The sequence below is a fragment of the Pseudomonas sp. B19(2017) genome, assembly GCF_002113165.1.
GTDB lineage: Bacteria > Pseudomonadota > Gammaproteobacteria > Pseudomonadales > Pseudomonadaceae > Aquipseudomonas.
This window is the reverse complement of the sequence record NZ_NEJR01000001.1, coordinates 272,469-285,685: the sequence shown is the minus strand read 5'-3', so window position 1 is coordinate 285,685 and position 13,217 is coordinate 272,469. Positions and strand designations below refer to the sequence as shown.

Here is a 13,217-nt window from a genome sequence, read left to right as displayed (position 1 = left end):
GAAAATGCATTGGGGCCGCTTCGCGCCCCTTCGCGGGCACGCCCGCTCCCACAAGGATCACACTGAACCTGTGGGAGCGGGCGTGCCCGCGAAGGGGCGCGAAGCGGCCCCAATCAATTCCGGCCTGAAACGCTTACTTGCGCTTCATCGACAGGAAGAACTCGTCGTTGGTCTTGGTCTGCTTGAGCTTGTCGACCAGGAACTCGATGGCGGCGATTTCGTCCATCGGGTGCAGCAGCTTGCGCAGGATCCACATACGCTGCAGTTCGTCGTCGGCGGTCAGCAGCTCTTCGCGGCGGGTACCGGAACGATTGATGTTGATGGCCGGGAACACTCGTTTCTCGGCGATGCGGCGGTCCAGCGGCAGCTCCATGTTGCCGGTGCCCTTGAACTCTTCGTAGATCACTTCGTCCATCTTCGAGCCGGTTTCGACCAGCGCGGTGGCGATGATGGTCAGCGAACCGCCTTCCTCGATGTTACGCGCTGCACCGAAGAAGCGCTTCGGCTTCTCCAGGGCGTGGGCGTCGACACCACCGGTCAGTACCTTGCCGGAGCTCGGGATCACGGTGTTGTAGGCACGCGCCAGACGGGTGATGGAATCCAGCAGGATAACCACGTCCTTCTTGTGCTCGACCAGGCGCTTGGCCTTCTCGATCACCATCTCGGCAACCTGCACGTGGCGGGTTGGTGGCTCGTCGAAGGTAGAGGCAACCACTTCGCCGCGCACGGTGCGCTGCATTTCGGTCACTTCTTCCGGGCGCTCGTCGATCAGCAGGACGATCAGGTGGCACTCGGGGTTGTTACGGGTGATGTTGGCCGCGATGTTCTGCAGCATGATCGTCTTACCGGCTTTCGGCGGAGCGACGATCAGGCCACGCTGGCCTTTGCCGATCGGGGCGCACAGGTCGATCACGCGGCCGGTCAGGTCTTCGGTGGAGCCGTTGCCGGCTTCCATCTTCAGGCGCTTGTTCGGGAACAGCGGCGTCAGGTTTTCGAACAGGATCTTGTTCTTCGCGTTTTCCGGGCGGTCGAAGTTGATGGTGTCGACCTTCAGCAGGGCGAAGTAACGCTCCCCTTCCTTCGGCGGGCGGATCTTGCCGACGATGGTGTCGCCGGTACGCAGGTTGAAGCGGCGGATCTGGCTGGGCGAGACGTAGATATCGTCAGGGCCGGCCAGGTAGGACGCATCAGCCGAGCGCAGGAAACCGAAACCATCCTGGAGAATCTCCAGCACGCCGTCACCCGAGATCTCTTCGCCGCTTTTCGCGTGCTTCTTCAGCAGGGCGAAAATCACGTCCTGTTTGCGCGAACGGGCCATGTTTTCGATGCCCATCTGTTCGGCCATTTCCAAAAGATCGGTAATCGGCTTTTGCTTGAGTTCAGTCAGGTTCATAAGGGGAATGACGTAATCATGTAAGAAGGGAGAATTAAGCTTCTGGCTTAATGAGGCCGCGCCGCTAGATGGCGACAGGATCGCGTACTGATTCGAATTAGGGATGCTTCGGCGACGGCGTGTAGAGGGCACTGGAAAAGCAGTGCGAGGCCGAATGTAACACTTGCTTTTTTCGACGTCTAGTGGTTTTGCCCTGCCATTTTCAGATGCAACACACCTGTCTGTAGGAGCAGCCTTGTGCTGCGAAGAGGCCATCAGCCGCAGCGACAACGTCAGTCTTACCGGCCCTTTCGCAGCACAAGGCTGCTCCTGCATGGGCAAGACTGCCTTTGCAGAGGCAAAAAAAGCCCCGCATCTGCGGGGCTTTTTCATATCACAGGTGGGCGTCGAGGAACGCGGCCAGCTGCGATTTGGACAGGGCGCCGACCTTGGTGGCTTCGACGTTGCCGTTCTTGAACAGCATCAGCGTCGGGATACCACGCACGCCGTGCTTGGCCGGGGTTTCCTGGTTCTCGTCGATGTTCAGCTTGGCGACGGTCAGTTTGCCCTCGTAGGTAGCAGCGATGTCGTCCAGAACCGGAGCGATCATCTTGCATGGGCCGCACCATTCAGCCCAGTAGTCGACCAGCACCGGGCCTTGAGCCTGCAGTACGTCGGCTTCGAAGCTGGCGTCGGTGACGTGTTTGATTTTGTCGCTCATGGAAATCTCCAAGGTCGTAAGCAATAAAAACGTTGCCCATCATAGCCGCACCCGTCTCCTACAGGAAGCCGCGGACGATTGAGTGTAACTATAGTTGTGCAAGACGCCACGAATCGAAACCGTCATACAAGTGTCATAGCATCGAATGGCACATTGCCTTGTATCAAGGCCAGCACAACGGCTGAGTGTCACGCGTTGGCGATAGCCTGCTATCGTGGCACGATTGCCAGGTTAACGACCGAGAACAACCAGATCATGCCGCATACCATCGCGAAGAACCTGTCCCTGATCGCCGCCATCGACCTTGGCTCCAACAGCTTTCACATGGTCGTGGCCAAGGCCCACCATACCGAAATCCGCATTCTCGAGCGGCTCGGCGAGAAGGTTCAGTTGGCCGCCGGCATCGACGAAGAGCGCCTGCTCAGCGAAGAAGCCATGGAACGAGGCCTGGACTGCCTCAAGCGCTTTTCCCAGTTGATCAACGGCATGCCGGCAGGCTCGGTGCGCATCGTCGGCACCAACGCCTTGCGCGAAGCGCGCAACCGCAACGAATTCATCCAGCGCGCCGAAGCCATCCTCGGCCACCCGGTCGAGGTTATCTCCGGCCGTGAAGAAGCGCGCCTGATCTACCTGGGCGTATCACACACCCTGGCCGACACCCCCGGCAAGCGGCTGGTGGCCGACATTGGCGGCGGCAGCACCGAATTCATCATCGGCCAGCGCTTCGAGCCGCTGCTGCGCGAAAGCCTGCAGATGGGCTGCGTCAGCTTCACCCAGCGCTACTTCCGCGACGGCAAGATCACCCCGGCCCGTTACGCCCAGGCCTATACCGCCGCACGCCTGGAACTGATGAGCATCGAGAATGCCCTGCACCGCCTGACCTGGGACGAAGCCATCGGCTCGTCCGGTACCATTCGTGCCATCGGTGCCGCGATCAAGGCCGGCGGCCTGGGCAATGGCGAGGTCAACGCCGAGGGGCTGGCCTGGGTCAAGCGCAAACTGTTCAAGCTGGGTGAAGTCGACAAGATCGACTTCGAAGGCGTCAAGCCGGATCGCCGCGCCATCTTCCCGGCCGGTCTGGCGATTCTCGAAGCGATCTTCGATGCCCTGGAGCTGCAGCGCATGGACCACTGCGATGGAGCCCTGCGTGAAGGCGTGCTGTTCGACCTGCTCGGCCGCCACCACCACGAAGACGTGCGCGAACGCACCCTGAACTCGCTGATGGAACGCTACCACGTGGACCAGGGCCAGGCCGCACGGGTCGAGCGCAAAGCCTTGCACGCCTTCGACCAGGTGGCCGACGCCTGGGACCTGAAAGACGGGAACTGGCGCGATCTGCTGGGCTGGGCGGCGAAAGTGCACGAAATCGGCCTGGATATCGCCCACTACCACTACCACAAACACGGCGCCTACCTGATCGAGCATTCCGACCTGTCGGGCTTTTCCCGCGAGGACCAACAGATGATGGCCTTGCTGGTGCGCGGCCACCGCCGCAACATCCCCAAGGACAAGATCGCCGAACTGGGCGAGGAAGGGGTCAAGCTGCTGCGCCTGTGCGTGCTGCTGCGCTTCGCCATCCTGTTCCACCACATCCGTGGCAACCAGCAGATGCCGAAGGTCGAGCTCAAGGCTGCCGACAGCAGCCTGGATGTGGCCTTCCCTGAGGGCTGGCTGGAACAGAACCAGCTGACCCAGGCCGACTTCGCCAACGAGGCGGAGTGGCTGGCCCGGGTCGGCTTCGTCCTCAGCGTACGTTGAGGACCGGGTTGCTCAGGCGCTCCAGCAGGGTCGCCTGGGCACTGCGCGGGTTCTGGTTACCGGTCGGCGTGCTGCGCACATAGCGCCCGTCCGGCTGCAGGGTCCAGGCGTGGGTATTGTCGGTCAGGTAGCCTTCCAGCTCCTTCTTCACCCGCAGCAACAGCTTCTTGCCTTCCACCGGGAAGCAGGTCTCGACGCGCTTGTCGAGGTTGCGCTCCATCCAGTCGGCGCTGGACAGGTAGATCTGCTCTTCGCCGCCATTGAGGAAGTAGAACACCCGCGTGTGTTCGAGGAAGCGGCCGATGATCGAGCGCACCTGGATGTTGTGCGAAACCCCTGGAATGCCTGGGCGCAGGCAGCACATGCCACGCACCACCAGATCGATTTTCACACCTGACTGGCTGGCCTTGTACAGCGCCTTGATGACCTTGGCATCGGTCAGCGAGTTGAACTTGGCAATGATATGCGCCGGCTTGCCTTCGAGGGCGAACTGGGTTTCCCGCGCAATCATGTCGAGCATGCCCTTCTTCAGGGTGAACGGCGCGTGCAGCAGCTTCTTCATGCGCAGGGTCTTGCCCATGCCGATCAACTGGCTGAACAGCTTGCCCACATCCTCGGTGAGAGCGTCGTCAGAGGTCAGCAGGCTGTAGTCGGTGTACAGGCGGGCGTTGCCGGCGTGGTAGTTGCCGGTGCCCAGGTGCGCATAACGCACGATCTCGCCCTGCTCACGACGCAAAATCAGCATCATCTTGGCGTGGGTCTTGAAGCCGACCACGCCGTAGATAACCACCGCACCGGCTGCCTGCAGGCGGCTGGCCATCTGCAGGTTGGACTCTTCGTCGAACCGCGCCCGCAGCTCGATCACCGCGGTGACCTCCTTGCCGTTACGCGCCGCGTCCACCAGCGCGTCGACGATTTCCGAGTTGGCCCCGGAACGGTACAGGGTCTGGCGTACGGCGAGCACGTGCGGGTCCTTGGCGGCCTGGCGCAGCAGGTCGATCACCGGGGTGAAGGACTCGAACGGGTGCATCAGCAGGATGTCCTGCTTGCCGATCACGCTGAAGATATTGTCGGCGTTCTGTAGCAGCTTGGGGATCGCCGGGGTGAATGGCGTGTACTGCAGCTCGGGGTGGCTGTCCAGGCCGGTAATGCTGAACAGGCGGGTTAGGTTGACCGGGCCGTTGACCTGGTACAGCTCGCTTTCACTGAGGCTGAACTGCTTGAGCAGGTAGTCCGACAGGTGTTTCGGGCAGGTGTCGGCTACCTCCAGGCGCACGGCGTCACCATAGCGGCGCGAGAACAGCTCGCCGCGCAGGGCGCGGGCCAGGTCGTCGACCTCTTCGGAGTCCAGCGCCAGGTCGGCGTTACGGGTCAGGCGGAACTGGTAGCAGCCCTTCACCTTCATGCCTTGGAACAGGTCGTCGGCGTGGGCATGGATCATCGACGACAGGAACACGTAGTTGGCACCTGGGCCACCCACTTCTTCCGGCACGCGGATGACCCGCGGCAGCAGGCGCGGGGCCGGGATGATCGCCAGGCCCGAATCACGGCCGAAGGCATCGACCCCCTCGAGCTCGACGATAAAGTTGAGGCTCTTGTTCACCAACAGCGGGAACGGGTGGGTCGGGTCGAGGCCGATCGGGGTGATGATCGGGGCGATTTCGTCGCGGAAGTAGCGGCGCACCCAGGTCTTGAGCTTGGGTGTCCAGTAGCGGCGGCGGATGAAGCGGATATGGTGCTTTTCCAGCTCGGGCAACAGCACGTCATTGAGGATCGCGTACTGGCGCTCGACTTCGCTGTGTACCAGGTCGCTGATACGCGCCAGCGCCTGGTGCGGCTGCAGGCCATCGGCACCGGCCTGTTCCCGGGCGAAGTTGATCTGCTTTTTCAGGCCGGCGACGCGGATCTCGAAGAACTCGTCGAGGTTGCTGGAGAAGATCAACAGGAACTTGAGGCGTTCGAGCAGCGGATAGCTCTCGTCCAGTGCCTGCTCCAGCACCCGGATGTTGAACTGCAGCTGCGAGAGTTCGCGATGAATGTACAGGCTGCTGTCGTCCAGGCCCGGGACGGCGATCACCGGGGCTGGTGCAGGCGCCGGCGCCACGGGCTCGGCCACCGCTTCCACTGCGGGCTGGGGCGCCGGCGGCAGGTCTGGCGGAGTCTGCACCATCTCTTCGGGGATTTCCTGAGCATCCTTGATCGCGACAGGGGTTAGCACTTCATTATTCATCTGGCGTTCCTGAGGACGTTAACGCCCTATCATCAATTGAGCGGCAAGATAAGCGCCCATTATGACGCCTGTGTTACACGCCAGGGCAAGCCATGGCGCGTGGCTTCTGGCATTCTCCGAGCAGGCATTGTTCATGTCGAGACACATTTGGACACTTTCACGAACGCGCGCGAAGGGGTAGGCTTCGCGTTCATTTCGCCAGCACCTCAGAAAATGCTTCAACAATTCCTGCAGGATTTCGGCTACTTCGCCCTTTTTCTAGGCACCTTCTTTGAAGGCGAGACCATCCTGGTGCTTGCGGGGTTCCTTGCGTTTCGCGGTTACATGGACATTAACCTGGTGTGCCTGGTGGCGTTTTTCGGCAGCTATGCCGGCGACCAGCTGTGGTACTTCATGGGCCGTCGCCACGGGCGCAGGATCCTGGCGCGCAAACCACGCTGGCAGGCGATGGGCGACCGGGCGCTGGACCACATCCGTCGCCACCCCGACATCTGGGTACTGAGTTTCCGCTTCGTCTATGGCTTGCGCACGGTCATGCCGGTGGCCATTGGCCTGTCCGGCTACCCGCCACGCCGCTACCTGCTGCTGAACGGTCTCGGCGCGGCCATCTGGGCAGTGGCGCTGGGCGCGGCAGCGTACCACTTCGGCGCCATCCTCGAAGGCCTGCTGGGCAACGTGAAGCGCTACGAGCTATGGGTACTCGGTGGCCTGCTGGCGCTGGGTGGCCTGCTATGGCTGCGCCGGCGCTTCCGCACCCTGCGTGCGGAGCGCAAGGCGGCGGGCATGCCCCAGGCCCCAGAGGCTGAACAGGCTGTAAGTCACGAGCAGGAACCAGGCCAGCGGCGCGACCACCGCTAGGCCCAATGCGCCGGCCAGGTACAGCGCCGGCGCGTTCACCAGCAGCCGCAACCGCTCCATGCGCACGGCCCATGGCCGATCCTCCAGCAGCGCGCCAAGCACGAACAAGCCAAACGCCATCAGCGCCCAGCCGAGTACCAGAGCGGCGGTCGGCAAGCGCTCGGCCACCTCCATCAGATAACTGCCGAGCGCCACGTAAACCACGAACTGCGCCGCCACATAGGCCTGCTGCGCACGGCCCAGGGCAACCTCGAACTTGCGAAACAACGTCAGGTCCTGCTTGGCCTGTGGGTAGCGTGCAGCCACATCGGCCGGGCGCCAGCCGGTGGGCATGAACCATATCCGCAGCTTGTCCCACAGGCTGTCGGCGCGCCGGGCATCGTGCCAGAGCTGGGCATAGAACTGCAGGTTGGCCCACAGCGGGTTCCAGCTGGCCAGCGGCGTGGTCACCCCGAACACCACCGGCTCGGCCGGGTCCTCCTCTTTGAAGGTACCGAACAGACGATCCCAGAGAATGAACACGCCACCGTAATTGCGATCCAAGTAAGCAGGATTTTGCGCATGGTGGACGCGATGGTTGGATGGCGTGATCAACACCCACTCGAGCCAGCCCAGCTTGGGAATGTGCCGGGTATGCACCCAGAACTGGTACAGCAGGTTGAGCGACGCCACCGTGATGAACACCAGCGGTGGCACACCGAGCAACGCCAGCGGCAGGTAGAACAGCCACGAGAAAATGAACCCGCTGCTGGTCTGGCGCAGCGCCGTGGTGAGGTTGTACTCCTCGCTCTGGTGATGCACCGAGTGCGCAGCCCACAGCACGTTGCGCTCGTGGCCAAGACGGTGCAGCCAGTAGTAGCAGATGTCGTACAGGACAAAGGCCAGCAGCCACACCCATCAGGCCTGCGCCGGCAGGCGCAGCAACGCCAGGTGCTCGAAGGCCAGGGCATAGGTCGCCAGCCCCACCCCTTTGGTCAGCAACCCGGTACTGGTCGACAGCGCGCCGATGCTAAGGCTGTTGATCGAATCGGCCAGGGTGAAGTTGCGCTGGCCACGCACGCGGTCGGCCAGCAGCTCGACGGCAATCAGTACGAAGAAGAACGGCACGGCCAGCAGGATCAGGTCCATGGGTACGACCTCAGGCGTTATCCGCCAAGGTTAGGCCGCGCGCGCAGGAATCCCTATGGCGACATCTGCCAAACTAGAGGACATTTAGCGCCTCGACACTGGAGTAAAAAGCATGACAAAAAAAGTAGCGGTGATTCTTTCCGGCTGTGGCGTGTATGACGGCGCCGAAATCCACGAAAGCGTGATCACCCTGCTGCGCCTCGACCAGCGTGGTGCGCAGGTGCAGTGCTTCGCGCCGAACATTGCGCAGATGCATGTGATCAACCACCTGACTGGCGAGGAAATGCCCGAGTCGCGCAATGTGCTGGTGGAATCGGCGCGCATTGCCCGCGGCGAGGTAAAGGATATTCGCGAAGCCAAGGCCGAAGACTTCGATGCGCTGATCGTGCCGGGCGGTTTCGGCGCGGCGAAAAACCTGTCCAACTTTGCCGTGGAAGGCGCCAACTGCAGCGTCCACCCGGATGTGCTGGCTCTGGCCGAAGCCTTTGCCGACGCTTGCAAGCCGGTTGGCCTGATCTGCATCTCGCCGGCGTTGGCGGCAAAGATCTACGGGCCGGGCGTGGTCTGCACCATCGGTACTGACGCCAGTACTGCGGCAGCCGTGCAGAAAATGGGGGGCACCCATGAAGAGTGCGATGTGCACGATATTGTCGAGGACACCCAGCGCAAACTGGTGACTACCCCGGCGTACATGGAGGCCAAGTCGATCAGTGAAGCGGCTGGTGGCATTTACAAGCTGGTGGATCGGGTGCTGGAGCTGACCCACGAGGGTGACCAGTAAATCCTCGGGCCTGCTGCGCAGGCCATCGCCAGCAAGCCAGCTCCCACCCGACCGCGTCGACCTCAAGCCATGCGCGATACCTGTGGGAGCGGGCGGGCCCGCGAACACGGGCGAAGCCCGTGCCATCCACCGCGTCGCCTGTTTCGCGGGCTTGCCCGCTCCCACAGGTACTGCGCATGGCTTGAGGTCAGCGCGGTCGGGTGGGAGCTGGCTTGCCGGCGATGGGCTGCAAAGCAGCCCCGCTTCAGGGTTTGGACAACCGGGCGATGATCCGGTCCAGCGCATTGGCAAACGCCTGCTTCTCGCGCTCGCCATAAGGCGCCTGCCCTCCCCCCACCTGGCCCTGCTCGCGCAGGTCGGTGAACAGGTTGCGCGCCGCCAGCCGGTCGCCCATGTTGCGCTCGTCGAACTCGCGCCCGCGTGGGTCCAACACCGCTACGCCCTTTTTTACCAGGCGGTCGGCCAACGGTACGTCACTGCAGATCACCAGCTCGCCGGGCACAGCGTGCTCCACCAGGTAATCGTCGGCCGCGTCCATGCCGCTGGGTACCACGATCAGGCGCACGATCGCGAACGCCGGCTTGGCCACAGCCTGGCCCGCCACCATCACCACCTCGAACTTGCGCTTGAGGGCGAACTTGACGATCAGATCCTTGGCCGCCTTGGGGCAGGCGTCGGCATCGATCCACACACGCATCGGAAAACCTCACAATCGGCTTGAGGCCACTATCATGCCTCAAGCGCAGCGAAAGCTGCAGCAACTGCCCACGCAGCGCTGGGAAAATGGCGCCAATATTTCAATTGCCGCTTATCCGCCCCCGCCACTCAGGCTACACTCGGCACAGCTCCGCTGGCCTGCCCGAGTGTGCAATGAACCACCCCCACGAAATCCGCCCCGACCTGGACGAAGGCATCGACCGCAAGGTACTGGCGACATTGCGTGCGCGCTTCCTGCAGCTTAACAAGGGCCGGCTGCAGCGGGCGCTGGAGGGCCTGTCGACGCGCCAGCAACAAGTGCTGACGCTGCTGCCGCTGCTGTTTCATGTGAACCACCCGTTGCTGCCGGGCTACGTCTCCGGCACTACCCCCGCCGGCGTATCGGGCTACGAGCCGAGCGCCGACCTGGTAGTCGAGGCCCAGCGCCTTGCCCGCTCGTTCACCTACAAAGCCCGCCATGGCAATCCGCCGCGGCTGATCCACGGCCTGTTCCTGATGGGCAGCCTGGGCTCGCTGGCCCAGGCCGAGCACAGCGACATGGACCTGTGGGTGTGCCACGCGCCCGGCCTGGCCGACGAGCTTCTGGGTGAGCTGCGTCGCAAATGCCAACTGCTGGAAGCGTGGGCGGAAAGCCTGGGTGCAGAGGCGCACTTCTTTCTGATCGACACGCAAGGTTTCGCCCAGGGCCAACGCGAAGGCCAGCTCGGTTCCGACGATTGCGGTACCACCCAGCACTACCTGCTGCTGGATGAGTTCTACCGCACCACTATCTGGCTGGCCGGGCGCACACCGCTATGGTGGCTGGTGCCGGTCTACCAGGAACACGATTACCACGCCTACACCCAGACTCTGCTGTCCAAGCGTTTCATCCGCAGCCAGGACGCCCTCGATCTCGGCAACCTGGCGCACATCCCGCCCGGCGAGTTCGTCGGCGCCGGCTTGTGGCAACTGTTCAAAGGCATCGATTCGCCCTACAAGTCGTTGCTCAAGTTGCTGCTGACCGAGGCCTATGCCAGCGAACACCCCGCCGTACGTTGCCTGAGCCTGGACTACAAGCAGGCAGTGTTCGCCAACCAGCTCGACCTCGACGAGCTGGACCCCTACGTTATGGTGTACCGGCGCATCGAGCGCTACCTGCTGCAACGTGGCGAGGCCGCGCGCCTGGAGCTGGTGCGGCGCAGCCTGTACCTGAAGGTGAACAAGAAGCTCAGCGACCAGGCCCGGGCCAATGGCTGGCAACGCCGCTTGTTGCAGCGCCTGGCCAACGAGTGGGGCTGGGATGAGCGCCAGCTGGCCCTGCTCGACAGCCGCAGCCAATGGAAGGTGCAGCAAGTTGCAGTCGAACGCCGTGAACTGGTGGCCGAACTGAACCACAGCTACCGCTTCCTCAGCCAGTTTGCCCGCTCCCAGAACGCCAGCAGCCGCGCCGACCAGCGCGACCTCAATGTGCTGGGCCGGCGCCTTTACGCGGCCTTCGAACGCCGCGCCGGCAAGGTCGAAGTGATCAACCCCGGTATCGCCCCGGACCTGGCCGAAGGCACCCTGACCCTGGTCCAGGCGCCTAACCGCAAGGAGCCCGGCAGCCACCACTGGGAGCTGTACACCGGCAACCTGAGCACCCATGAGGTGGACCACTTCAGCCCGCTAAAGCGCTGCCGCGAGCTGCTCGAGCTGCTGACCTGGGCCCATCGCAACGGGGTAATCGACAGCAGCACGCGCCTGGCGGTGCACCCGGGTGTCAGCGACCTCAGCGAATTCGAGCTGTTCAACCTGATCGGCTGCCTGCAACAGAGCATTCCCCTGCCCTTGCCGACCGTCAGCGAGGTGCGCCTGTTGCAACCCAGCGTTGCCGACGAAGTACTGTTGCTGGTCAACGTCGCCATCGACCCGTTGCGTCACCACCGCGACCTGAACATCCTGATGACCACCGAGCGCACCGACTCGCTGAGCTATGCAGGCGTGCGCGAAAACCTGGTCCTGACCCTGGACCAGGTCACCCTCAACAGCTGGAACGAGGTACTGGTCCAGCGCTATGACGGCGAGCATGCGCTGATGCGCTGCCTGCGCGACTTTCTCAACAGCCCGGTGTTGCGCGGCCAGCGGCCAAGGGTGCGGGTGCGCTGTTTCTGCCAAAGCCGCGCCCAGGCCATCGGCCAACGTGTGGAGGAAATTTTCGACACCGTGCAACTACTGCTGGACCAGGGCCTGAACCACCGCTACCTGCTGCAGGTGGCCCAGCACACCCATGTGCTGGAGCTGCTGGCCGGGCATGTCGGCCTGACCACCCTGGCCGAGCACGACGCGCTGCTGGACCACCTGGGCGAAGAGCGTAACGCCTACAGCCCGCTGTACCTGGACGCCAACGCTTTGCAGGACGACGACCTGCGCCTGGTGCTGGAGCAAGGCCGACCGGCCTGCATCCAGGTGTTCTACCGCCTGCAGGGTGGCTGGGCCGAGCTGTACGTGCTGGATGAATACAACGCCCTGTGGCAGCAACGCCTGCCGATGCACGACGACGTCCACCTGCTGTTGCCGCTGCAACGCTTTCTGCGCTCTGTGGTGATGCGCCGGGATGCCCGTCTGCCATTGGACACCCAGCGCGCGGCGTCACTGGACATCCACTACGCGCAACTGTTGCCTTCCGGGCCAGGCAAGGCGCGCAGTATCGAACCGCGCCAGGTCCCGTTCGAGGGTAACGACCAGCCTTGCTACGAGGTGCAGGCAATCATCCAGGCCGGGGTGGCGGGTGCGGCGCACGTGACGCTGTATTGCGACCAGCAGGAGTTTTCCGAACTGGAGCATGGTGAGCAGCTTTATGCAGTGGTGGCCCGGCAGATCATTGGGCAGCGACGGGGTGCAGGGCAGTACCGGTGCTACATCACTGATTTGGACTTGTCCGAGTTGCTGGATGACCAGTTGGGGTCGACGCAGATGTACCTGCGCTACAAGCGGGAGCTGGAGCAGGCGCTGAATGAGGGGTTGGAGCAGGTTTTGGCGGAAGGATCCTGAATTCGCAGCACAAGGCTGCTCCTACAAAGGATCGCATCTCCCTGTAGGAGCAGCCTTGTGCTGCGATGGGCCGCAAAGCGGCCCCCTGGGCCTTACAGGTCGAAATCGCCCGCCGCTTCCGGCTGGTACTCGACTTCCAGCAGCTTCAGCTTGAGGGTCTTGCCCCCCGGCGCCGGCCAGTCGATCTGCTCGCCCACCGAAAGCCCGAGCAAGGCGCAACCGATCGGCGCCAGGATCGAGACCTTGCCTTCCGGCCCGGCATCCTTCGGATACACCAGCGTCAGGTGGTAATCCTTGCCGCTGGCTTCCTCGCGGCAGTGCACGCGCGAGTTCATGGTTACCACGCCAGCCGGGACCTCCTCGTGACCGACCACCTGCTCGGCGCGGTCCAGCTCGCCGATCAAGGCGAGCACACCCGGCGTACTCTCGTCGAGGCTGTCGATCAGACGCTCCAGACGTTGTACGTCCAATCGGGTGAGGATGAGGGAAGGCTTGGTGCTCATGATCCAGTCAGACTCCTTTGAACAGGCGGTTTTCATCGTGCAGATAAAGCAAAACCCCGCCCAAGGGCGGGGTTTGTGAAGACTTTGGCGTCACCGACGCAGAACCCGACGTTACCACAGCCGGGTAAATACTCAAGCCC

At 63.0% G+C, this 13,217-nt stretch carries 10 protein-coding genes and 1 pseudogene; 4 read left to right on the top strand and 7 right to left on the bottom strand.

Going from position 1 to position 13,217, the window contains the following annotated elements:
• Positions 1-133: 133 nt before the first annotated feature.
• Together rho and trxA are read right to left on the bottom strand one after the other, a co-directional pair.
• Positions 134-1,393, bottom strand: coding sequence for a transcription termination factor Rho (gene rho / locus CAF70_RS01380; protein WP_003253661.1), 1,260 nt, complete (start codon positions 1,391-1,393; stop codon positions 134-136).
• Between the two features lie 373 nt (positions 1,394-1,766).
• Positions 1,767-2,093 carry a thioredoxin TrxA gene (trxA, locus tag CAF70_RS01375; RefSeq protein ID WP_012274768.1) on the bottom strand — a complete coding sequence of 109 codons (327 nt, stop codon included), beginning with the start codon at positions 2,091-2,093 and terminating at the stop codon, positions 1,767-1,769.
• Between the two features lie 255 nt (positions 2,094-2,348).
• Between trxA and ppx the strand changes: the two genes are divergently transcribed.
• A complete protein-coding gene (gene ppx, locus CAF70_RS01370) occupies positions 2,349-3,851 on the top strand; it encodes an exopolyphosphatase (RefSeq protein WP_085621572.1) in 1,503 nt (500 codons plus the stop codon).
• Here ppx and ppk1 read toward each other — a convergent pair.
• Positions 3,838-6,081, bottom strand: a complete 2,244-nt coding sequence (gene ppk1, locus CAF70_RS01365; protein WP_085621571.1) for a polyphosphate kinase 1 — start codon at positions 6,079-6,081, stop codon at positions 3,838-3,840. The two genes, ppx and ppk1, sit on opposite strands and share 14 nt — an antisense overlap.
• Positions 6,082-6,294: 213 nt before the next feature.
• Here ppk1 and CAF70_RS01360 point away from each other — a divergent pair, with 213 nt between their 5' ends.
• Positions 6,295-6,939, top strand: a complete 645-nt coding sequence (locus CAF70_RS01360) for a DedA family protein (RefSeq protein WP_178076335.1) — start codon at positions 6,295-6,297, stop codon at positions 6,937-6,939.
• A 501-nt stretch (positions 6,940-7,440) separates the two neighbouring features.
• Here CAF70_RS01360 and CAF70_RS27795 read toward each other — a convergent pair.
• Both CAF70_RS27795 and CAF70_RS27790 read right to left on the bottom strand, forming a co-directional pair.
• Positions 7,441-7,833, bottom strand: a pseudogene (locus CAF70_RS27795) (sterol desaturase family protein); the annotation flags it as partial.
• A 3-nt stretch (positions 7,834-7,836) separates the two neighbouring features.
• Positions 7,837-8,067 (bottom strand): hypothetical protein, encoded by a 231-nt coding sequence (locus tag CAF70_RS27790; protein ID WP_256573236.1) that lies wholly within the window; start codon positions 8,065-8,067, stop codon positions 7,837-7,839.
• 112 nt (positions 8,068-8,179) lie between these two features.
• Here CAF70_RS27790 and elbB point away from each other — a divergent pair, with 112 nt between their 5' ends.
• Complete coding sequence (gene elbB / locus CAF70_RS01350) at positions 8,180-8,848, top strand: isoprenoid biosynthesis glyoxalase ElbB (RefSeq protein WP_085621570.1); 669 nt, start codon at positions 8,180-8,182, stop codon at positions 8,846-8,848.
• Positions 8,849-9,092: 244 nt separating this feature from the next.
• Here the strand turns inward: elbB and CAF70_RS01345 are convergent, their stop codons facing one another.
• Positions 9,093-9,545, bottom strand: a complete 453-nt coding sequence (locus CAF70_RS01345) for a YaiI/YqxD family protein (RefSeq protein WP_085621569.1) — start codon at positions 9,543-9,545, stop codon at positions 9,093-9,095.
• A gap of 173 nt (positions 9,546-9,718) precedes the next feature.
• Between CAF70_RS01345 and CAF70_RS01340 the strand changes: the two genes are divergently transcribed.
• On the top strand, positions 9,719-12,574 hold the full coding sequence (locus tag CAF70_RS01340) for a class I adenylate cyclase (protein ID WP_085621568.1): 2,856 nt from the start codon (positions 9,719-9,721) through the stop codon (positions 12,572-12,574).
• Between the two features lie 92 nt (positions 12,575-12,666).
• Here CAF70_RS01340 and rnk read toward each other — a convergent pair whose 3' ends face one another.
• Positions 12,667-13,077 (bottom strand): nucleoside diphosphate kinase regulator, encoded by a 411-nt coding sequence (gene rnk, locus CAF70_RS01335; RefSeq protein ID WP_085621567.1) that lies wholly within the window; start codon positions 13,075-13,077, stop codon positions 12,667-12,669.
• Positions 13,078-13,217: the final 140 nt, after the last annotated feature.